We start from the raw sequence: 19,439 nt of genomic DNA, 5'->3' as shown, positions 1-19,439 counted from the left end.
TGCGCGAGCCTCGCGGCGCACGCCGCCGCTCCCGGTCCGGCTCCGCGCTTCCGGCGCGCCTTTGGGGACAAAAGCGGCATATTCCCTATGTTCCAAGTGGACATTCTGAGGGTTTCGGGGTGTTCGCCAAAGCGAACGACACCGCAGGAGGCCTAGGAAATCTATCAGAAAGGATTCTCAGAGAGTCTGTTCTGAAGGTTATATGGGGCGCCGAAAACCCTATCCTCGACAATGGCTTGGTGGGGGTTCTCGCATCCGACTCTGCGTGGGTCCGCATCCGACTCTGCGTGGGATCGCATCGAAGTCTGCGTGGGATTCCCGGGAGGCCGCATCGGAGTCTGCGTGGATCCGCATGCGATTCGGCGTGATTTCACGCCAAGGGCGGTGGGGAATGGGGACAAGTCGGCGGCCCCTGCGCGTATCGAACTCTGCGTGGCCGGCCGGCGGTCGCGACCCCGCATCGAACTCTGCGCGGCGCGCATCGACCCACCCCCACGCATCGGACGCCGCCCGCGAACCCCTGGGGGACGCCGCCCGCGAAACCTTGGGGGGAGGGGAAGCGTGGATAGCCGGGATAACCCGCCCGCCCCCGGGGACTCCGGGCCGGCAAATCGTGTCATGACCATCGTGCCCCGGCCCAATGCGGCCGCGGGATCGGGCGCTTGCAGGTGCGGCCCGGGCAGGGATGGTCCGCGCAGCGCGGTCGCGGAGTTTCGGAACGGGCATGGGGATCGAGGACAGACTGGCCGGCATTCGCGACGCCGACCTCCGCGCGGAGGTCGAGGCGGCGCGTGGCGGCTTCCTGTTCGCCCAGATCGTCGAGCACATCCTGCACCGGCAGCAGGTCCGCGACGCGGAGGCCTCGGCCAAGGGCGCGGTCGCCGGCCGGCGGGCCGGGATGGGGCGGGACCAGCGCCGGCGCGACGCCGTGCGCGAGGTGATCGAGAACCAGCCGACCGTGCCGGAGAACCTCCAGCACATCCATTCGGTGCTCGCGCTCTGCGGCCTGCCCTACCGCGATCCCGGGCCGGTGCGGGAATTCTCGCGCGATTACGGCCGCAACTCGCTGAACCTCGTCGCCGGCCGGCTGAAGAGCCCGATCACCGGCGAGATGGAGCCGCAGGGCCTGCCCTACGGCCCGAAGGCGCGGCTCGTGCTGCTCCACCTCTGCACCGAGGCCGTGCGCCAGCGCAGCCCGACCATCGCGGTCGCCGATTCCCTCTCCGGCTTCATGCGCGAGATGGGTTTTGCCGTCACCGGCGGCGAGCGCGGCACGATCCGGCAGTTCAAGGAACAGCTCAACCGCCTCGCCGCCTGCTCGATGCAGATCGGCCTGTGGGACGGGCACGACCAGGCCAGCACCCTCAACGTGCCGCCGTTCCGCAGCCTCGACCTGTGGCGGCCCACGGCCCGGGACGGGGCCAAGGATGGGATGAGGGAGGGGGCGAGGGAGGGGGAGGGCGCGGCCTGGTCCCGCACCGTGCAGTTCCACCAGGATTTCTACGACAACCTGATCCGGCACGCCCTGCCCGTCGACATCCGGGCGGCGCGGGCCTTCTCGGGCTCGGCGCGCAAGCTCGACCTGCTGTTCTGGGTCGGCTACCGCCTGCGCGCCCTGCAGCGGCCCCTGAGGCTCACCTGGACCAACCTGCACGGCCAGTTCGGCGCCGAGAACGCCTGCATCCGCAGCTTCCGGCAGGCGTTCAAGACCGACATCGCCCACCTGTGCGAGGTCTTCCCGAAGCTGCCGATCGCGCTGGACGACGGCGGCATGACCTTGCAGCCGGCCGATCCCGGCATGCTCCTCGTCCCGCCGCGCAAGGGAATACGGAAGGCGTCGGCAGGGAAGGACGCGGCAGCCTGAGGGAACTGGCATCGCCTGACTGATCTATTCCCTTAGTACGCGTCCAGGGAACGTTACCTCCATTCCCTCAGCGGAGCAAAATTCCGAGGCAAAACAATCTTCCGTTTAAGCGCGATTCCTGATATTCCCTACCTGAGAATCAGGGAAGATGCGGGCCCATCATGGGATTGTCGGAAGCGGGAATCGAGGCGCGGCTCGCGAGCCTGCGGCGCCAGCGCGACGCCCTCGAGCGCGAGATCGCCGATCACGTCCTCTACCTCGAGCTCGGCCGTCGCCTGCGCGGGGGCGAGCCATCTCGGGCGATCGAGGCGCCCGAGGATCACGTCCCGCCGGAGCCCGCCGCACCGCGCGCCACCGGCGCCGCCCTCCGGGCCGAGCCTCCCGCTCCCGAGCCATCGCCGGAGCGGGTGCCCGTCGCGTTCGAGGTCGATCCCGTCGGCGCGCGCCGCTACGGCCGCGCCCTGGTCGAGGCCGCCTGCGGCATCCTCGTGCGCGCCAGCCGGCCGATGCATGCGGGCGAGATCCTGGAGGCGCTCGTCGCGGAAGGGTTCGCCGTCCCCGGCCAGGATCCGGTCGCGGCGCTGAACACGCGGCTGTGGAAGCGCGCGGGCCCGCACGGGCCGCTGCGGCGGCTCGGCGACGCGGTCTACGCGCCGGCGCTCGATCTGGATCGGGGCTGAGGCGGATCCGGCGGAAGGGCGCCTAGTCGCGGCGGTCGTTGCCGGCGGTCACGCGCTGCGCCCGCGCGCTGCGGAGATCCCGGCCGACCTCCAGCACGAACATCCGCAGCGAGATGCCGCTGAACAGCACGATGGCGCAGACCAGCACGGCGGAGACGAGGGTCTTGGCGGTCGAGACGTCCACGGCGAAAGGTCCTGAAGCGGGTGCGGTTGCGATGCCCCTGAATCTGGGCCTCGTGCCCGGCGGGCACCACCGGGCCGCACGCGGTGGCAGTCATGTGCCCGGCTCGGGTCTCGTGCGTCTCCGCACGCGAATGCTGCATCGAACGCATGATCGATGGAGAAACCGTGAAGAATTTCTTCGGTTCGCCGATCCGTCCGACCCGACAGCGCCCAAACCGGGCTTCCGCGGTGCGGGTTTCGCGGCCGCTCCGGGCCGGATGCGGCCGCGGACGGCTGGCCCATCGCCGCAAATCCCGCGATAAGCCGCCCGGCGGAGGGCAGGGCCTCGGCGGGAGGACGGCATGATCGCCAGGCGGGGCTTTTCGGGGCGCGGCGTGCGCAAGCGGCTCGGCGCGGGTCTCGTCGCCGTGGGGCTCGCCGTCGCCGGGGTGCAGCCCGGGCCGTCCGCCGCCGCGGACGCCCGCGCCCAAGGCCCCCTGACGGTGGCGAGCTACTTCTACATCGGCGGCCGCTACGAGCGCGTCGCCGACAAGACCGTGATGGTCGGCCAGATGTTCGTGCAGTCGCGGCGGCCGGCCACCGTCACGCAGCCCTGGCCGGTGGTGATGGTCCACGGCATCTCGCAGACCGGGGTCAACTTCCTCGGGACGCCGGACGGCCGGCCCGGCTGGGCCCAGCGCTTCGTCGAGAAGGGGTTCGCGGTCTACATCGTCGACCAGGTCGGCCGCGGCCGGTCCGGCACCAACCCGGAAGTCTACGGGCCCTACGCCCGGTTCTCGACCCGCGCCCTGGAGGAGACCTACACCGCCCAGGAGCTCTACGACCTGTTCCCGCAGGCCAAGCTCCACACCCAGTGGCCGGGCGGCCCCGGCGTGCAGGGGAACGCCGCCTTCGACCAGTTCTTCGCCAGCCAGGTGCCCTACCTCGCCGGCGCGCAGCAGACCGAGGAGCTGGTCGACCCGGCGCTGATCGCGCTGCTGGACAAGATCGGGCCGGCGGTGCTGGTCACCCACGGGCAGGCCGGGCTGTTCGGCTGGGCGGTCTCGGATGCGCGGCCCGACCTCGTGAAGGCCCACGTCGCGATCGAGCCGAACGGGCCGCCCTTCTTCGACGTGCGCCTGCGCGGCGGCAAGGACTTCTACGAGAAGGCGGGCGACGGGCGCGCCCGCGCCTACGGCATCACCCGCGTGCCGCTGACCTTCGACCCGCCGGTGACGTCGCCCGAGGATCTCGTGGTGATGCAGGCCAAGGCCCCGGCGGCCGAGGGGCGGATCCGCTGCTGGCTCCAGGGCGAGCCGGTGCGCCGGCTCCCGAACCTCGCCCGCGTGCCGGCGGTGATCGTGACCGCCGAAGCCTCGTTCCGCACCCCGGTCGACGACTGCACCACCGCCTTCCTCGCCCAGGCCGGTGCCAGGCCCGACAGCCTCAAGCTCGTCGACCAGGGCCTGCGCGGCAACGGCCACATGATGATGCTGGAAAAGAACAGCGACCAGGTCGCCGACGCGGTGATCGGCTGGATCGCCGCGCGCCCGCGCTGAGGCCGCCCGGGCAGAGAAGAGCAGGGCAGGGCACGCGGAGCGCCGTGGCCGGGATGGCGGTATCAACCGTGGCTTGCAGGCCACAGGGCGGGCGCATCCGTCCGCCGAGGCCTTGTGCGCGATCCGGCCCGGCCGTAACGAAGACCCCGAAAAGCTAGTAATAACATCAGTTTAGCATCATTCCAAACAACGTCGCGAAGCCGTTTTCGCAGCGATCGTCCCCTGCTGTCCGCATCCTGGCAAGGCCCTTCAGTCCCATGCGTCGTCCCGCCCCCCGCCCCACCCCGAACCCGCGTCGCCTCGTGCTGGCCGGCGCCTCGCTGATCGCGCTGGCGCCGTTCGTCCTGCCCTCGTCCGCGCAGGAGGCGACCGCGCCGCGCCGCGGCGTCGGCGAGCCCTCGGCGCAGGGCAGCGTGCGCCTGGAGGAACTGACCGTCGAGTCGCGCGACGGCACGGCGGCGCGCGTCGTGGTCCCGCGCGAGGATCCGCGCGGGCCGATCGACGGCTACGTCGCCAAGCGCACGCTGACCTCGACCAAGACCGACACGCCGCTGATCGAGACGCCGCAATCGGTCAGCGTGATCGGCCGGCAGCAGCTCGACGCGATCAAGCCCCAGCAGATCGGCGAGATCATCAATTATTCGGCCGGCGTGTTCGGCAACGCCTTCGGCCCGGATTCGCGGGTCGACTTCTTCCAGATCCGCGGCTTCACCGCGAGCGACACCGGCCTGTACCGGGACGGGCTGCAGCTGTTCAACTACGGCTTCGCCTCCTACAAGGTCGATCCGTTCGGGGTCGAGCGCGTCGACGTGCTGCGCGGCCCCGCCGCCGTGCTGTTCGGCCAGGGCGGCCCCGGCGGCCTGATCAACATCATCAGCAAGAAGCCCCCGCTCGAGCCGTTGAACTACGTCGAGGTCGGCGGCGGCTCGTTCGGCCAGAAGTACCTCGCCTTCGATTTCGGCGGCCCGGCCGACACCGAGGGCCACTGGTTCTACCGCTTGACCGGCATCGGCCGGCAGGGCGGCACGCAGGTCGACGGCCTCGACGAGAACCGCGGCTACATCGCGCCGAGCTTCACCTACAAGCCGGACGGCGCCACCACGCTCACCGTGCTGACGAGCCTGCAATACGACGACACCGGCCGCATCAACGCCTTCCTGCCCTACCAGGGCACGGCGCGCCCGGACGTGTTCGGCGCGCGCATCCCGCGCAGCTACAACGTCCAGGACAAGGACAACAACGTCTATCGCCGGACGCAGTACAGCCTCGGCTACGAGTTCGAGCACGTCTTCGACGACACGTGGACGTTCCGGCAGAACCTGCGCTATGCGTACAGCGAGTCCTACGACAACTCGTTCAGCATCAACGGCTACGCCGACCCGCTGCAGACGCAGCTGGCGCGCTACCGCTTCCGCGCCACCTCGCGGATCGGCGCGTTCAACGTCGACAACAACGCGGTCGCCCGGTTCGACGACGGCTTGTTCCGGCACACCTTCCTGGTCGGGCTCGACTACAAGAACGTGCAGCTGAACGACAACCAGGCGACGGGCGGCTTCGTCGGCCCGGCGGTCGCGAACTTCAACCTGCTGGCGCCGAACTACGGCTCGCCGACCGTGGCGGCGGCGCCCTACCTGGTCAACTACGACGTCTTCCAGCAGGTCGGTCTCTACGCGCAGGACCAGATCAAGCTCACGCCCGAGCTGACCCTGGTGCTTTCCGGCCGCGGCGACTTCACCTCGAACGAGGTCAACAACCTGCTGGCCAGCACCGTCACGCGCCAGACCGCCAACGCCGGCACCCAGCGCTACGGCCTGATCTACAACTTCGATTTCGGCCTGGCGCCCTACGTCTCCTACGCGAGCTTCTTCAACCCGCAGATCGGGACGAACTTCTTCAGCCAGCCGTTCAAGCCGACCACCGGCGACCAGTACGAGGTCGGCGTGAAGTACCAGCCGCCGGGCTACGACGCCTTCCTGACGCTGGCCGCCTTCGATCTGACCCTGGCCAACTCGCTGACGATCGACCCGAGCAACAACCTCAACCAGCTCCAGCTCGGCGAGACGCGCTCGCGCGGCTTCGAGGCGCAGTTCGTGGCCAACCTCACCCGCGACCTCAACGTCACGGCCTCGTTCACGACCTTCAACATCGAGGTCACCCGCGGCGACGTCGGGGTGATCGGCCGGGCGCCGACCGCGACCCCGGAGACGCTGGCCACCGTGTTCGCCGACTACACGATCCCGGGGGGCGAGTGGCGCGGCTTCGGCTTCGGCGGCGGCGCGCGCTACGTCGGGCGCTCGTTCGCGGACACCGCCAACACCCTGACGGTGCCCGAGCGGGTGCTGTTCGACGCGGTGGTGCACTACACCCGCGACAACTGGCGCTTCGCGGTGAACGCTCAGAACATCGCCGACAAGCGCTACGTCTCGGCCTGCCAGTCGACGGCGGCCTGCTTCTACGGCGAGGCCCGTCGCATCACCGCGAGCCTGAGCTACAAGTGGTGAGCCTCCCGCGGGCGGCGCGCGCCACCCGCGTCGCCTGCCATGATCCTCGGCTCCCTACGATTCTTGCCCCGGCTCCTGCCGTGCCCGCTCGCGCAGCAGGTACTTCTGCACCTTGCCGGTGGAGGTCTTGGGCAGCTCCCCGAACACGATGGTCCGGGGCATCTTGTAGGCGGCCAGCCGCCCGCGGCACCACCGGATGAGGTCGTCGGCGCTGGCCGCGGCGCCGTCCCTGAGCTCGACGAAGGCGCACGGCGTCTCGCCCCACTTGTCGTCGGGCTTGGCGACGACCGCGGCGGCGGCGACCGCCGGGTGCTTGAACAGCGCGTCCTCGACCTCGATCGAGGAGATGTTCTCGCCGCCCGAGATGATGATGTCCTTCGAGCGGTCCTTGAGCTGCACGTAGCCGTCGGGGTGCTTCACGCCGAGGTCGCCGGTGTGGAACCAGCCGCCCCGGAACGCCGCCTCGGTGGAGGCCGGGTTCTTGAGGTAGCCGCGCATCACCACGTTGCCGCGCATCATCACCTCGCCCATCGTCCGGCCGTCCGCCGGTACCGATTCCAGGGTCTCGGGGTCGCGCACGTCGAGGCCCTCGAGCACGGGATAGCGCACGCCCTGGCGGGCCTTCCTGGCGGCCTGCGCGTCGGCCGGGAGGTCGTCCCACTCGGCATGCCACGCGTTGACGACGGCCGGGCCGTAGCTCTCGGTCAGCCCGTAGAGGTGGGTGACGGCGAAGCCCGCCTCGCGCATGCCCGCCAGCACCGCCTCCGGCGGCGGCGCGGCGGCGGTGAAGAACGCGACCCGGTGGGGCAGGGGGCGGCGCTCGGCGTCGGAGGCGTTGATCAGCAGCTGCATCACGATCGGCGCCCCGCACAGGTGGGTGACGCCGTGCTCGGCCATCAGCGCGTACATCGCCTCGGCCCGGACCTGGCGCAGGCAGACATGGGTGCCGGCCACGATCGACAGCGTCCACGGGAAGCACCAGCCGTTGCAGTGGAACATCGGCAGCGTCCAGAGATAGACCGGGTGCTGCCCCAGGCTCCCGGTGACGACGTTGCCGAGAGCCAGCAGCGCCGCGCCGCGGTGGTGGTAGACCACGCCCTTCGGGTCGCCGGTGGTGCCGGAGGTGTAGTTCAGGCTGATCGCGTCCCACTCGTCGTCGGGCATCGCCCAGTCGTGCTCGGGATCGCCCTCGGCGAGGAACGCCTCGTAGTCGCGGGTGCCGAGGGCCTCGCCGGCGCCGGCATAGTGCGGATCGTCGTAATCGATCACCAGCAGGCTGCGCCCGGTCTGCGCCAGCGCGTCGCGCGCGACGCGCGAGAACTCCCGGTCGGCGACGAGGACCTTGGCCTCGCCATGATCGAGGCAGAAGGCCAGGGCCGCGGCGTCGAGGCGGGTGTTGAGGGTGTTGAGCACGGCGCCGGCCATCGGCACGCCGTAGTGGCACTCGATCATCGCCGGCGTGTTGGCGAGCAGCACCGCGACGGTGTCGCCCCGGCCGATCCCGTGGGCGGCGAGCGCCGAGGCCAGGCGGCGGCAGCGGGCGTAGAGCTCGGCATAGCTGCGCCGCAGGGGCCCGTGGATCACCGCGACCTGATCGGGAAACACCCGCGCCGCCCGGTCGAGATAGCCCAGCGGCGTCAACGGCTGGTGGTTGGCCGGATTCCGGTCGAGGTCGCGGTCGTAGATCGTGTCGCGGCGCATGGCGGCCTCCCGGCGAGCAAGGCCCGGACAGTACCGCGCACGGCAGCGTGATCCAACGGCCTGCGGCCGACCGGATCAGTGGTGGCGCTCGGCCCGGATCTCGCCGAGGGCGCGCGGATCCTGCAGGAACTTGGCGAGCTCGAAGCCGATCTCGATCATCAGGCCGTCGATCAGCTTGGTCAGGTTCGCCTCCCCGAGGCCGTCGGCGAGGGCGCGGAGCGCGATGGCGTGCTCGGCCATGCGGTTCACGAGGCGCTCCGTCTGGCGCAGGTCCGCCGACCGGTTCTCGGTGAGATCGATCGCGATGCCCCGCCCCTGCGCCGTCCCGTCGACCGCATTGCGCTCGACGCGCCCGCGGATGAGGAGCTTGCGCACGCCCGCCGCCGATTCGACGGTCCGGAACTCGGCCTCGACCGGCCCGCCGATCTCGCCGGCCGCGTGCAGGCAGCTCTCGACCCGGCTGCGGTCCTCGGGATGGGTCCGCTCGAGGAACGTGTCGATCGATACCCCGCCGGCGGCGACCTCGGGATCGAGGCCGAGCAAGCCGGCGAAGTCGCCCGACAGCGTGAGACGCCCCGCCCAGTGATCGTGCACCCAGGCGCCGACGACGCCGGAGGCGTCGAGGACAGCCCGGAGCTCGTCGTTGGAGTGCGGGTTCGGAGCCTGTGCCATGCAACTCCTAAAGGCCGGCGGCAGCAAAAATAAACTTGAGGTACGATCGACGGACGGGATGGCGCCCTCGAAAAGCAATCTAAGGCATCGCTTCCTCTAAGAAAAGTGAGAACCGACAGGGAGCCCTCGAAAACAAACTTGAGGTTGGAAAAACCCTCCGCATCCCGGGTCTCGGGCCGCGTTCCGGAGCCGGCGGATGGCGAGCGGATGCCGGCCGGCCCGAGACGGGGCCCGCCTCCGTTAACGGCCTCTTAACCATAACCGACGCGATATCGGGATCACGGCATCCCTGGGTCACAGGATCCTCGCCTTCGCGCGGAGCTCCCCGATTCTAGGTTGCCCGGAGCGCGTGCGCCGCAACTCCGGCTTTGGCCTGCGAACGGGACGGCGGCATGCCCGCGCCCGGCAGGACGGCGGATCGTGCCGCACCGCGACGCGCATGCGCGCGCTTTTGAGCCAAGGCAGCTTGAACCGAGGACCGGCCGATGAAAGCGATCACCTTCGTCACCCAGAAGGGGGGCAGCGGCAAGAGCACGCTCTGCATCTCGCTCGCGGTCGCCGCACAGGAGGCCGGCCGCTCGGTCTGCATCCTGGAGATGGACCGGCAGGCTACGATCTCCGACTGGCTCGACCACCGCACCGCGGAGGGCCCCGAGGTCGCGCAGATCGATGCGACGCAGATCGACGCCGTGATGACCCAGCTTCGGGACTCGGCCTACGACTACGTCTTCATCGACACGCCCGGCGTCGATTCCACCGGCACCCTCTCGGCGATCCGCGCCGCCGACCTCTGCATCATCCCGTGCCGGCCGACGCCCGCGGACCTGCGCGCGTTCAAGCCGACGCTGGCCGCCGTGTACCGGCTCGAGAAGAAGTTCGCCTTCGTCCTCAACCAGACGCCGCCGCGCTCCTACCGCATCCGCGACGCGGCCGACGGCCTCGCGGTGCTGGGCATCCTGCCCGACGTCAACATCGTGGCGCGCACCGACCACCAGGACGCGATCGGCGTCGGCCAGGGCGTCACCGAGTTCAACCCGAAGGGGCAGGCGGCGGGCGAGGTGCGCCGGCTGTGGTCCTGGATCGAGAAGCGCACGCAGGCGGGCAAGGTCGGATCGGGACAGGCGGTCTCGGGCAAGCCCGTTTCGGGCCAGACCGGATCCGGCAAGGCGGTGAAGCATGTCGAAGCCGCCTAAGCTCAACCTCGCCTCGATCGTCGCGGCCTCGGTGCCGGCCGCGCGCGCCGTGCCGCAGACCGCCGAGATCGTCCAGCTCGACCGCGGTGCGAGCCCGCCGAAGCGCGGGCCCGCCACCCTGAAGGAGCGCGCCCGGCAGATGTCGGTCTATCTCGAGCCGCCGGTCTACGACCAGCTGCGCGACCTCGCCTATGCCGAGCGCACCAAGATGCACGCGATCATGCTGGAAGCCCTCGACCTGCTGTTCAAGCAGCGCGGCGCCCGCTCGATCGAGCAGCTCTCGGAGCCGCTCCAGCGCTGAGGCTCCGCAACCGCACCGGCGAGATCACGGGTACGGGCCTTGCCCCCGCCCGGTCTCGTCGATCCGCGTGCGAGCGGTTTCTGAACGTTCCTGGAACGCCTTGGCGCCGAACGCTCAAGCGATGCGGGAACGCGAAACCCTGTGAATCGCGGCGGTCGGACGGCGCGCGGCGCGTTCCGTTCAGGCTTCCTTTACGGCGTTCGGACAAGTGTCGGCTCGTTCGGTCGCCGCCCCCTTGTACAGGGGGCGAGCCGGACGCCCCGGCGTGACCGCTCCCGTGCGGGCCGGACCTTCGGCACGTGGCGTACAGGCGGATCCGGTGGGCATGGCGCGTTCGACGCTTCTTCGAATCCCGGATTCGCGCCGCGGCCCGCTTCCCTTGCGGCGCCTGCTCGCGGTCTCGGCGATCGCGCTGGCCACCGCCAACTGCAGCACGAACCCGCAGAAGTTCGCCGGCCCCGCCGGTAACGGGCTCGACCCGAAATACGGCGTGAAGACCAGCCCGCGCCTCTACAACGAGGGCGACGTGATCCCGAAGGGCGGCGGACGCCGCTTCTCGGGCAAGCCCTACGTGGTCGCCGGCCGCACCTACGTGCCCAAGGAGGATGCCCGCGGCTACGTCCGCGAGGGCCTGGCCTCGTGGTACGGCGCCGCCTTCCACGGGCGGATGACCGCCAACGGCGAGGTGTTCGACCGCCACTCGATCGCCGCCGCCCACCCGACCCTGCCGCTGCCGAGCTACGTCCGCGTCACCAACACCGCGAACGGCTACTCGATGGTGGTGCGCGTCAACGACCGCGGCCCCTACCATGCCGACCGCGTCATGGACGTCTCGGAGGAGGTCGCCCGGGCGCTCGAGTTCCACAACAAGGGCACCGCGCACGTGCGCGTCGCCTATCTCGGCAAGGCCTCGGTCGCCGGCTCCGACGACCGCAAGCTCCTGGCGACGCTGCGCACCGACGGCGGGCCGGCGGGCGTGCGCGCCCCGGTGATGGTGGCCGATCTCGGGCCCTCGGAGGAGCCGGAGCGGTTCTCGCGCACGACGCCGGCGCCGCTGGCGTTCAAGCCGGCACCGGAGCGCGAGGAGCGCGACGAGGCCCCCGCCCCGCATCCGGTGCGCGCGCCGATCGTGCTGGCGCGGGCGGCGGTGGCCGTGCCGGCCGCCCTGCAGCCGACGGCCGTGCGCGGCCAGGCGTTCCGGCCGGCGCCGGTGCGGGTGGCGGGGCTCAACCCGGCCGCGGAGCGCATGGCGCCGGCCTCCGCGCCGATCGCCCGGCTCGCCGGCAGGGACGCGCCGGTCCGTCTCGCCGCGACTTCGCCCGCGACGCGCACGGCCCAGGCCGTGCCCGCACGGATGCCGGCGGCCCGGCCGGGCTCCGTCCCGCCCGCGATGCCGCCCTCGGCCAAGCTCGCGCTGGCCCGGCTCACGGGCGCCGCGGCCCCGAGCGACAAGAGCTCGGGCGACAAGGGAACGGCCCGCGCAGTCGTGAAGAGCCGCGTCGACCTCGCCGCGAAGCCGCCCGGCAAGCCTGCCGACAAGCGCGGCGCGCGGCTCGCCGGGATCTACTGACGAGCCGGCGCCGTCCCGTCCTGGCGGAGCCCGGTCGTCCGCGAGACGACCGGCGGTCCCGCGGTCGCGGGGAGAGCCGGCGGGCCGGGACGACCCCCTGCGTATCCCTGCGGCCGGGGGATCGTTCAGGTCCCGGCGATCTCGGCCCGAACCAACCTCGGATCGTAGAAGAACCCGCCTCGGCCGGTGCGCGGGCAGGTGCGCTGCGTCATTTCGCATTCGATCCGGCGCGGAAACCGTAATATGGTCACGCTTGTTATCCGAGGCGGGATGTTCGCGAGCGTGGCGGCCCGGCCGCACGGGAGTCTTTTGATGCGCAGGACCTGGGTCTTCCTTCTGGCGGCGGCCTGCGCGCTCGCAACGCCGGCTCGCGCGCAGGTCTTCCAGACCGCGGCGCCGCACGCGATCCTGGTCGACGCCGATTCCGGCTCGGTGCTGTTCGAGAAGGCGGCCGACGAGCCGTTCGCCCCGGCCAGCATGGCCAAGCTGATGACCACCGACATCGTGTTCGACGCCCTCAAATCCGGGCGGCTGACGATGGAGACCGAGTTCACGGTGACCGAGGACGCGTGGCGCCGGGGCGGGGCGGGGGGCGGCGGCTCGTCGATGTTCGCCCAGGTCAACAGCCGCATCAAGATGCAGGACCTGCTGCGCGGGCTCGTGGTCCAGTCGGGCAACGACGCGGCGATCACGATCGCCGAGAACATGGCCGGTTCCGAGGAGGCCTTCGCCGCCATCATGAACCAGCGCGCGAAGGAGATCGGGCTGACGCGCTCGACCTTCCGCAACGCCACCGGCTACTCGGCGCCCGACCAGCGGGTCACCGCGCGCGACATGGCCAGGCTCGCCGCGCACATCATCGACACCTACCCGGACCTGTACAAGATCTTCTCTGAGCGCGAGTTCACCTGGAACAAGATCAAGCAGCAGAACCGCAACCCGCTGCTCGCCCTCGACATCGGCGCCGACGGCCTCAAGACCGGCTACCTCGAGGAATCCGGCTACGCGCTCACCGGCTCGGCGGTGCAGAACGGCCAGCGCCTGATCATGGTGATCTCCGGCCTCAAGACCGCGCGGGACCGTGCGGCCGAGGCGCGCAAGCTGATGGAATGGGGGTTCCGCGCCTTCGAGCCGCGGCAGGTGTTCACCCCCGGCGAGACGGTGGCCGAGGCCTCGGTGTTCGGCGGCGCGTCGGGATCGGTGCCGCTGGTCGCCAAGAAGCCGGTGCGGGTGCTGCTGCCGCGCGGCTCCTCCGATCGCGTGACGGCGCGCGCCGTCTACCAGGGGCCGCTGGTCGCCCCGGTGGAGGAGGGCCGCGAGGTCGGCCGCCTGAAGATCATGCGCGGCGATGCGGTGGCGCTCGACCAGCCGCTCTATGCCGGCGCCTCCGTCGAGGCCGGCACCATCCAGCAGCGCGCGATGGATGCCGCGCTCGAGTTCGGCACCGGCCTCGTCCGCCGCGCCTTCGACAAGGCGGGCAAGGGCGAGAAAGCCGGCGACAAGCCTGGCGAGAAGCCCGCCAACCCGTCGTGAGGACCGAGAGGCGCGGGCCCCATGCTGCCACCACCGCGTCGGCAGCCATGACCGCTTCGACCCCGACCGCTTCGACACCTCGCGGCGTCTTCATCACCTTCGAGGGCGGGGAGGGCGCGGGCAAGTCGACCCAGGTGGCCCGTCTCGCCCGGACGCTCGGCGCGCACCGCACGGTCACGACCACCCGCGAGCCCGGCGGCTCGACCCGCGCCGAGGAGATCCGCACGGCGCTGCTCGCCGGGGTCGCCAAGCCCTACGGGCCCTTCGCCGAGGCGCTGCTGTTCTCGGCCGCGCGCATCGACCACCTCGACCGCCTGATCCGCCCGGCGCTGGCCTCGGGCGAGGTCGTGCTGTGCGACCGCTTCATGGATTCGACCCGCGCCTACCAGGGCGCCGCCGGCGGTCTCGATGCGGAAGCCGTCGCGGCGCTCGAGCGGGTCGTCGTCGGGCCGACGCGGCCCGACCTCACCCTGATCTTCGACCTCGACCCCGAAATCGGCCTGGCCCGTGCGCGGGCGCGGGCGGCCGGGCAGGGGGCACAAGGGGCGCAGGCCGCACCGGACCGCTTCGAAGCCGAGGCGCTGGCCTTCCACGCCCGCCTCCGCGATGCCTTCCGGGCGATCGCGCAGGCCGAGCCGGCGCGCTGCGTCCTCGTCGACGCGGCGCGCGATCCCGATGCCGTCGCGGACGCGGTCCGCGCAGCGGTCGCCGCGCGCCTGCCCGGCCTCCTCGACGACACCGAAGGCCGCACCGATGCCGCCTGATCGCGCCCCCGACGACGTCGAGCCCGGCGACCTTCCCGGCATTGTCCGCCCGCGCGAGACGCTGCGCCTCGTCGGCCATGCCGAGGCGGAAGCGGCCTTCGCCGAGGGCATCGCCTCGGGCCGCCTGCACCATGCCTGGCTGATCGGCGGCCCGGCCGGCATCGGCAAGGCGACCCTGGCCTACCGCGTCGCCCGCCGCCTGCTCGCCGACCCCGACGGGGTCTCGCGCGCGCCCGGCCTCGACATCTCCGCGGGCGATCCCGTGACGGCCAAGATCGCGGCGCTCTCGCACCCGAACCTCGTGGCCCTGCGCCGCCACCGGGTGCCGACCGCGAAGACGCTGCCGACCAAGATCCCGGTCGACGCGGTGCGCAAGGCGCTCGAGCTGTTCGGCTCCACCGCGGGCAATGCCGGCTACCGCATCTGCATCGTCGACAGCGCCGAGGACCTGAACGCCAACGGCGCCAACGCGCTGCTGAAGATGCTGGAGGAGCCCCCGCCCCGCGCGCTGTTCCTCATCGTCAGCCATGCGCCGGGCCGGCTCCTGCCGACGATCCGCTCGCGCTGCCGCGCCCTCGCGCTCCGGCCCCTGGACGCGGGCGCCGTGGCGGCGGTGGTATCCGGCTTCCCGCCGCCGTTCCCGGCGCCCTGCGCCGAGGCGCTCGCCCGGGCCGCCGACCTGTCCGAGGGCTCGGTGGCGCGCGCCGTCGCGATGCTCGATCCGGCGATGCAGGGGCTGGTCGCCGAGATGGAGACCCTGCTGTCGCGCGCCGACCATCCCGATTGGGGCCGCGTCCTCAAGCTCGCCGACAAGCTCGCCGGGCGCGAGGCCGAGCCCCTGTTCGCGGCCGGCCTGGAGACCGTCGAGCGCTTCGTCTCGGCCGAGCTCCACCGCCGGCGGGCGGAGCCGCCGGCGCGCCTTGCGGCCCTGGTCGAGGTGTGTGAGAAGTTCGGCCGTACGGCGCGCGAGGCCGCGACCTACAATCTCGATCGCCGGCCCGTGGTCCTGTCGCTGTTCGCGGACCTCGCGGGCGCCGTGCGGACCGGCTAGAGCATCGTCCCGAACGGTGCCGGTTCGGCGCCGGCGAACGCGCACGACGCCGTCGCCGGAACGGCGCCGATCCTGCAGAGCCGCGTATCCGGGAATGTCCGACGTGACCGCCAAGACGAACAGCACCAAGACCTTCAGCATCACCACGGCGATCTCGTACCCCAACGGCGCGCCGCATATCGGCCACGCCTACGAGGTGGTCGCCACCGATGCGATCGCGCGCTTCAAGCGCCTCGACGGCTACGAGGTGCTGTTCACCACCGGCACCGACGAGCACGGTCTCAAGATCCAGCAGACGGCGTCGCGCGCCGGCACCACGCCGCGCGCCTTCGTCGACGGCATGGCGGCCCGGTTCCAGGCGGTGGCCGACCGGCTCGACTGCGCCTACGACCGCTTCATCCGCACGACGGAGCCCGCCCACACCGCCGCCGCGCAGGAACTGTGGCGGCGGATGGAGGCCAACGGCGACATCTACCTCGACACCTATGCCGGCTGGTACTCGGTCCGCGACGAGGCCTATTACGGCGAGGACGAGACCCGCCTCCTGGAGGACGGCACCCGCCGCTCGCTCGCCACCGACACGCCCGTCGTGTGGATGGAGGAGGAGAACTTCCTGTTCCGGCTCTCGGCCTACGCCGACCGCCTGCTCGCCCTCTACGACGCGCAACCGGACTTCATCGGCCCCGAATCGCGGAAGAACGAGGTCGCGAGCTTCGTGCGCTCCGGCCTGAAGGACCTGTCCGTCAGCCGCACCACCTTCGACTGGGGCGTGCCGGTGCCCGACCGGCCCGGCCACGTCATGTACGTCTGGGTCGACGCGCTGACGAACTACCTCACCGTCACCGGCTTCCCCGACGAGGCCGACGAACGGCGGAAATTCTGGCCGGCGGACCTGCACGTCATCGGCAAGGACATCGTCCGCTTCCACGCGGTGTACTGGCCGGCCTTCCTGATGTCGGCCGGGCTGCCGCTCCCGAAGCGCGTCTTCGGCCACGGCTTCCTGCTCTCGAAGGGCGAGAAGATGTCGAAGTCGCTCGGCAACGTCCTCGACCCGATCGACCTCGCCGACACCTACGGCGTCGACGCCGTGCGCTACTTCGTGCTGCGCGACGTGCCCTTCGGCGGCGACGGCAGCTACAGCCACGAGGCCATCATCACCCGCATCAACGCGGACCTCGCCAACGACCTCGGCAACCTCGCCCAGCGCTCGCTCTCGATGATCGCCAAGAACGTGTCCGGAGCGGTCCCGGAGCCGGGTGCCTTCACCGAGGCCGACCGGACACTGCTCGCCGCCGCCGACGCCCTGCCGGCGCGGGCGCGGGCTCTGATGGACGACCTCGCGCTCCATTCCATCCTCGCCGAGATCTGGGCGGTGGTGGCCGACGCCAACCGCTACTTCGCGGCCGAAGAGCCGTGGAAGCTGAAGAAGACCGATCCGGAGCGGATGGGCACCGTGCTCTACGTGACCGCGGAGGTTCTGCGCGCGGTCGGCATCCTGGTGCAGCCCTTCGTGCCGCGCTCGGCCGCGAGCCTGCTCGACGTGCTGGCGGTGCCGGCCGACCGGCGCCTCTTCGCCGACGTGGGGGAGGGCGGCCGCCTGACGCCCGGAACGCCGCTGCCGGCGCCGAGCCCGATCTTCCCGCGGTTCGAGAAGCCCGAGGCACCGGCTGCGTGAGCCGGCCGTTCCCGCCACACCGAACCCCTCGCCCAGGCTCCCGGACCGCATGCTCGTCGACAGCCACTGCCATCTCGACTTCCCCGACTTCGCCGCCGACCTCCCGGGCGTGATCGCCCGGGCGAAGGCCGCCGGCGTCGGCCGGATGCTCACGATCGCGACGCGGGTCGCCAAGGCCGACACCTATCGCGCCATCGCGGAGGCGCACCCGGAGGTCTGGTACACGGTCGGCACCCATCCGCACGGCGCGGCCGAGGAGCCGGACGTCGCGCCCGAGACCATCGCGGCGCTGACCGATCACCCGCGCTGCATCGGCATCGGCGAGGCGGGGCTCGACTACCATTACGAGGATGCGGCGCCCGAACCGGTTCAGGAGCGGGTGCTGCGCGCCCACATCGAGGCCGCCCGCGCGACCGGGCTGCCGCTGGTGATCCACGCCCGCGACGCCGACGCCCACATGGAGCGGGTGCTGACCGACGAGATGGGCCGCGGCCGGTTCTCGGCGGTGCTGCACTGCTTCTCGTCGGGCGCGCGGCTGGCCGAGGCCGGCGTCGCGCTCGGCCTCTACGTCTCGTTTTCCGGGATCGTCACCTTCCGCCGCTCGACGGCTCTGCGCGACATCGCCCGGCAGGTGCCGCCCGACCGCATCCTGGTCGAGACCGACGCGCCGTTCCTCGCCCCCGAGCCGCATCGCGGCCGGACCAACGAGCCGGCCTACACCGCCGACACCGCCCGGTCGCTGGCCGGGACCCTCGGCCTCGAAGCGGAGGCCTTCGCCCGCCTCACCACCGCGAACTTCCATCGCCTGTTCGCCAAGGCGGACCTGAAGGCAGGCCCGTCCGCGTGACAACCGGCGCCGTCCTCGGATACCACCCGAGCGGGAGGTCCGGATGGCGACGCTGACTCTGCGCATCCTCGGTTGCGGCTCGTCCGGCGGCGTGCCCCGCGTCGGCTACGGCTGGGGCGCCTGCGACCCGCACGACCCGAAGAACCGACGCCGGCGCTGCTCGATCCTCGTCGAGCGCCGGGAGGGCGAGGCCGGCACGACGCTGCTGATCGACACCTCCCCGGACCTGCGCGAGCAGCTGCTCGATGCGGGGGTGACGCGCCTCGATGCGGTGCTGTTCACCCACGCCCATGCCGACCACACCCACGGCATCGACGACCTGCGCCCCCTGGTGATCCAGATGCGCGCGCGCATTCCGGTCCATGCCGATACGCTCACGAGCGACCTGCTCCGCGCCCGCTTCGGCTACTGCTTCAAGACGCCGCCGGGCAGCGCCTACCCGCCGATCCTCGACCTTCGCGATCTGCCGATCCACGAGATCGTGGCAGTCCGCGGGGAGGGCGGGGCGATCGAGGCGGAGGCGCTGCCGGTCGAGCACGGCAACGAGGCGGCCCTCGGGTTCCGCCTCGGGCCGGCCGCCTACATCCCGGATCTCAGCCTCCTGCCCGAGGCGAGCCGGGCGCGGCTCCACGATCTCGACCTGCTGATCATCGACGCCCTGCGCGAGACCCCGCACCCGACCCATTACTCGGTCTCGGAGGCGCTGGCGTTGATCGCGGACGTGCGCCCGCGTCGCGCGATCCTCACCAATCTCCACACCGACCTCGACCACGCGACGCTGGCGGCCAAGCTGCCGCCCGGCGTGGTGCCGGCCTATGACGGCCTGACCGTCACCCTCGATCTCGATCGGCCCGCGCGGGCGTACGGGGATTGAACCCGATGCCGGGTTGGGCGCGCGCCTGACGGTCGCGCGATCGGCGGCAGATGGCGGAGCTCGGGCGATCGCCCGGCCGGCCGGCCGGCCGGCCGACGGACGTCGATGTCGTGCCGAACGACTCCGCGGTCCAGTTTCGCGAAGACCCCGTGATCGCACCGTCAAAGGGTTCGGCAGGCTTCCCATCCGCGCGGACGGTGGCCCGACGCCTGCCGTCCGAGAGCCGCAGCCACTGACGCGCGAAGAGGACGGGTGGGGATGAGTCGACTTCCCGGAGAGGCCTGCCGTCGTCGTCGGAACCCGGGAGGACCGCGTCACACGCCTGTCGCGGATTTTATGGATTTCTCCGCATTTGGCTGTTGACGGGCTGCTGGGTGGTCCGTATACCCCTGTTCATCGAGACGGGGCGGCGGCGACGCGGTTCTGGACTTGGTCCACCGACATGACGAGCGATGGGGCAGCTGGCGAGAGCCGGGTGGCCTGGTGTTTGTG

16 protein-coding genes are annotated in these 19,439 nt (G+C 71.4%); 13 read left to right on the top strand and 3 right to left on the bottom strand.

The window, feature by feature from the left end:
* Window positions 1-724: 724 nt before the first annotated feature.
* Both MKK64_RS25680 and MKK64_RS25675 read left to right on the top strand, forming a co-directional pair.
* Entirely contained in the window at window positions 725-1,864 is a 1,140-nt protein-coding gene (locus tag MKK64_RS25680; protein ID WP_243938450.1) for a replication protein RepA, read from the top strand.
* 161 nt (window positions 1,865-2,025) lie between these two features.
* Window positions 2,026-2,544 carry a winged helix-turn-helix domain-containing protein gene (locus tag MKK64_RS25675; RefSeq protein ID WP_243938448.1) on the top strand — a complete coding sequence of 173 codons (519 nt, stop codon included), beginning with the start codon at window positions 2,026-2,028 and terminating at the stop codon, window positions 2,542-2,544.
* Window positions 2,545-2,566: 22 nt separating this feature from the next.
* Here MKK64_RS25675 and MKK64_RS25670 read toward each other — a convergent pair whose 3' ends face one another.
* Window positions 2,567-2,728 carry a hypothetical protein gene (locus MKK64_RS25670; protein ID WP_187274950.1) on the bottom strand — a complete coding sequence of 54 codons (162 nt, stop codon included), beginning with the start codon at window positions 2,726-2,728 and terminating at the stop codon, window positions 2,567-2,569.
* A gap of 340 nt (window positions 2,729-3,068) precedes the next feature.
* Here MKK64_RS25670 and MKK64_RS25665 point away from each other — a divergent pair, with 340 nt between their 5' ends.
* The gene (locus MKK64_RS25665) at window positions 3,069-4,265 is read left to right on the top strand and encodes an alpha/beta hydrolase (protein ID WP_243938446.1); all 1,197 of its coding nucleotides are present in this window, start codon (window positions 3,069-3,071) and stop codon (window positions 4,263-4,265) included.
* Window positions 4,266-4,522: 257 nt separating this feature from the next.
* Window positions 4,523-6,766, top strand: a complete 2,244-nt coding sequence (locus tag MKK64_RS25660; RefSeq protein WP_243938444.1) for a TonB-dependent siderophore receptor — start codon at window positions 4,523-4,525, stop codon at window positions 6,764-6,766.
* Window positions 6,767-6,820: 54 nt separating this feature from the next.
* On the opposite strand, the gene MKK64_RS25655 is transcribed toward MKK64_RS25660, so the two are convergent.
* On the bottom strand, window positions 6,821-8,467 hold the full coding sequence (locus tag MKK64_RS25655) for an acyl-CoA synthetase (RefSeq protein ID WP_243938442.1): 1,647 nt from the start codon (window positions 8,465-8,467) through the stop codon (window positions 6,821-6,823).
* A 75-nt stretch (window positions 8,468-8,542) separates the two neighbouring features.
* Entirely contained in the window at window positions 8,543-9,139 is a 597-nt protein-coding gene (locus MKK64_RS25650) for a PAS domain-containing protein (protein ID WP_243938440.1), read from the bottom strand.
* Window positions 9,140-9,624: 485 nt separating this feature from the next.
* Between MKK64_RS25650 and MKK64_RS25645 the strand changes: the two genes are divergently transcribed.
* The 9 genes from MKK64_RS25645 to MKK64_RS25605 all read left to right on the top strand — a co-directional run bounded on the left by MKK64_RS25645 (window position 9,625) and on the right by MKK64_RS25605 (window position 18,947).
* Window positions 9,625-10,332, top strand: a complete 708-nt coding sequence (locus tag MKK64_RS25645; RefSeq protein WP_243938438.1) for a ParA family protein — start codon at window positions 9,625-9,627, stop codon at window positions 10,330-10,332.
* On the top strand, window positions 10,316-10,633 hold the full coding sequence (locus MKK64_RS25640) for a ribbon-helix-helix domain-containing protein (RefSeq protein WP_147727996.1): 318 nt from the start codon (window positions 10,316-10,318) through the stop codon (window positions 10,631-10,633). The genes MKK64_RS25645 and MKK64_RS25640 overlap by 17 nt, the downstream gene beginning before the upstream one ends.
* A 325-nt stretch (window positions 10,634-10,958) precedes the next feature.
* Window positions 10,959-12,203 (top strand): septal ring lytic transglycosylase RlpA family protein, encoded by a 1,245-nt coding sequence (locus tag MKK64_RS25635; RefSeq protein ID WP_243938436.1) that lies wholly within the window; start codon window positions 10,959-10,961, stop codon window positions 12,201-12,203.
* A gap of 312 nt (window positions 12,204-12,515) precedes the next feature.
* A complete protein-coding gene (locus MKK64_RS25630) occupies window positions 12,516-13,736 on the top strand; it encodes a D-alanyl-D-alanine carboxypeptidase family protein (protein ID WP_147843862.1) in 1,221 nt (406 codons plus the stop codon).
* Between the two features lie 47 nt (window positions 13,737-13,783).
* The gene (gene tmk, locus MKK64_RS25625) at window positions 13,784-14,500 is read left to right on the top strand and encodes a dTMP kinase (protein ID WP_243938434.1); all 717 of its coding nucleotides are present in this window, start codon (window positions 13,784-13,786) and stop codon (window positions 14,498-14,500) included.
* Window positions 14,490-15,551 carry a DNA polymerase III subunit delta' gene (locus tag MKK64_RS25620; protein WP_243938432.1) on the top strand — a complete coding sequence of 354 codons (1,062 nt, stop codon included), beginning with the start codon at window positions 14,490-14,492 and terminating at the stop codon, window positions 15,549-15,551. The genes tmk and MKK64_RS25620 overlap by 11 nt, the downstream gene beginning before the upstream one ends.
* Window positions 15,552-15,654: 103 nt before the next feature.
* Window positions 15,655-17,226, top strand: coding sequence for a methionine--tRNA ligase (metG, locus tag MKK64_RS25615; protein WP_243945888.1), 1,572 nt, complete (start codon window positions 15,655-15,657; stop codon window positions 17,224-17,226).
* A gap of 49 nt (window positions 17,227-17,275) precedes the next feature.
* Window positions 17,276-18,073, top strand: a complete 798-nt coding sequence (locus MKK64_RS25610; RefSeq protein ID WP_147729586.1) for a TatD family hydrolase — start codon at window positions 17,276-17,278, stop codon at window positions 18,071-18,073.
* A 43-nt stretch (window positions 18,074-18,116) separates the two neighbouring features.
* Window positions 18,117-18,947 (top strand): MBL fold metallo-hydrolase, encoded by an 831-nt coding sequence (locus MKK64_RS25605; protein WP_147729585.1) that lies wholly within the window; start codon window positions 18,117-18,119, stop codon window positions 18,945-18,947.
* The last annotated feature ends 492 nt before the right edge of the window (window positions 18,948-19,439 follow it).

It is taken from the genome of Methylobacterium sp. E-025 (assembly GCF_022829705.1).
Classification (GTDB): domain Bacteria; phylum Pseudomonadota; class Alphaproteobacteria; order Rhizobiales; family Beijerinckiaceae; genus Methylobacterium.
The sequence above is the reverse complement of the archived record's forward strand: the minus strand, read 5'-3'. Positions and strand labels throughout refer to the sequence as shown.

What these genes read in the sequence shown, in the direction of transcription:
- MKK64_RS25680 (WP_243938450.1), top strand. Translation starts at nt 725, where the DNA reads ATGGGGATCGAGGACAGACTGGCCGGCATTCGCGACGCCGACCTCCGC.
- MKK64_RS25675 (WP_243938448.1), top strand. Translation starts at nt 2,026, where the DNA reads ATGGGATTGTCGGAAGCGGGAATCGAGGCGCGGCTCGCGAGCCTGCGG.
- MKK64_RS25665 (WP_243938446.1), top strand. Translation starts at nt 3,069, where the DNA reads ATGATCGCCAGGCGGGGCTTTTCGGGGCGCGGCGTGCGCAAGCGGCTC.
- MKK64_RS25660 (WP_243938444.1), top strand. Translation starts at nt 4,523, where the DNA reads ATGCGTCGTCCCGCCCCCCGCCCCACCCCGAACCCGCGTCGCCTCGTG.
- MKK64_RS25655 (WP_243938442.1), bottom strand. Translation starts at nt 8,467, where the DNA reads ATGCGCCGCGACACGATCTACGACCGCGACCTCGACCGGAATCCGGCC.
- MKK64_RS25650 (WP_243938440.1), bottom strand. Translation starts at nt 9,139, where the DNA reads ATGGCACAGGCTCCGAACCCGCACTCCAACGACGAGCTCCGGGCTGTC.
- MKK64_RS25645 (WP_243938438.1), top strand. Translation starts at nt 9,625, where the DNA reads ATGAAAGCGATCACCTTCGTCACCCAGAAGGGGGGCAGCGGCAAGAGC.
- MKK64_RS25640 (WP_147727996.1), top strand. Translation starts at nt 10,316, where the DNA reads ATGTCGAAGCCGCCTAAGCTCAACCTCGCCTCGATCGTCGCGGCCTCG.
- MKK64_RS25635 (WP_243938436.1), top strand. Translation starts at nt 10,959, where the DNA reads ATGGCGCGTTCGACGCTTCTTCGAATCCCGGATTCGCGCCGCGGCCCG.
- MKK64_RS25630 (WP_147843862.1), top strand. Translation starts at nt 12,516, where the DNA reads ATGCGCAGGACCTGGGTCTTCCTTCTGGCGGCGGCCTGCGCGCTCGCA.
- tmk (WP_243938434.1), top strand. Translation starts at nt 13,784, where the DNA reads ATGACCGCTTCGACCCCGACCGCTTCGACACCTCGCGGCGTCTTCATC.
- MKK64_RS25620 (WP_243938432.1), top strand. Translation starts at nt 14,490, where the DNA reads ATGCCGCCTGATCGCGCCCCCGACGACGTCGAGCCCGGCGACCTTCCC.
- MKK64_RS25610 (WP_147729586.1), top strand. Translation starts at nt 17,276, where the DNA reads ATGCTCGTCGACAGCCACTGCCATCTCGACTTCCCCGACTTCGCCGCC.
- MKK64_RS25605 (WP_147729585.1), top strand. Translation starts at nt 18,117, where the DNA reads ATGGCGACGCTGACTCTGCGCATCCTCGGTTGCGGCTCGTCCGGCGGC.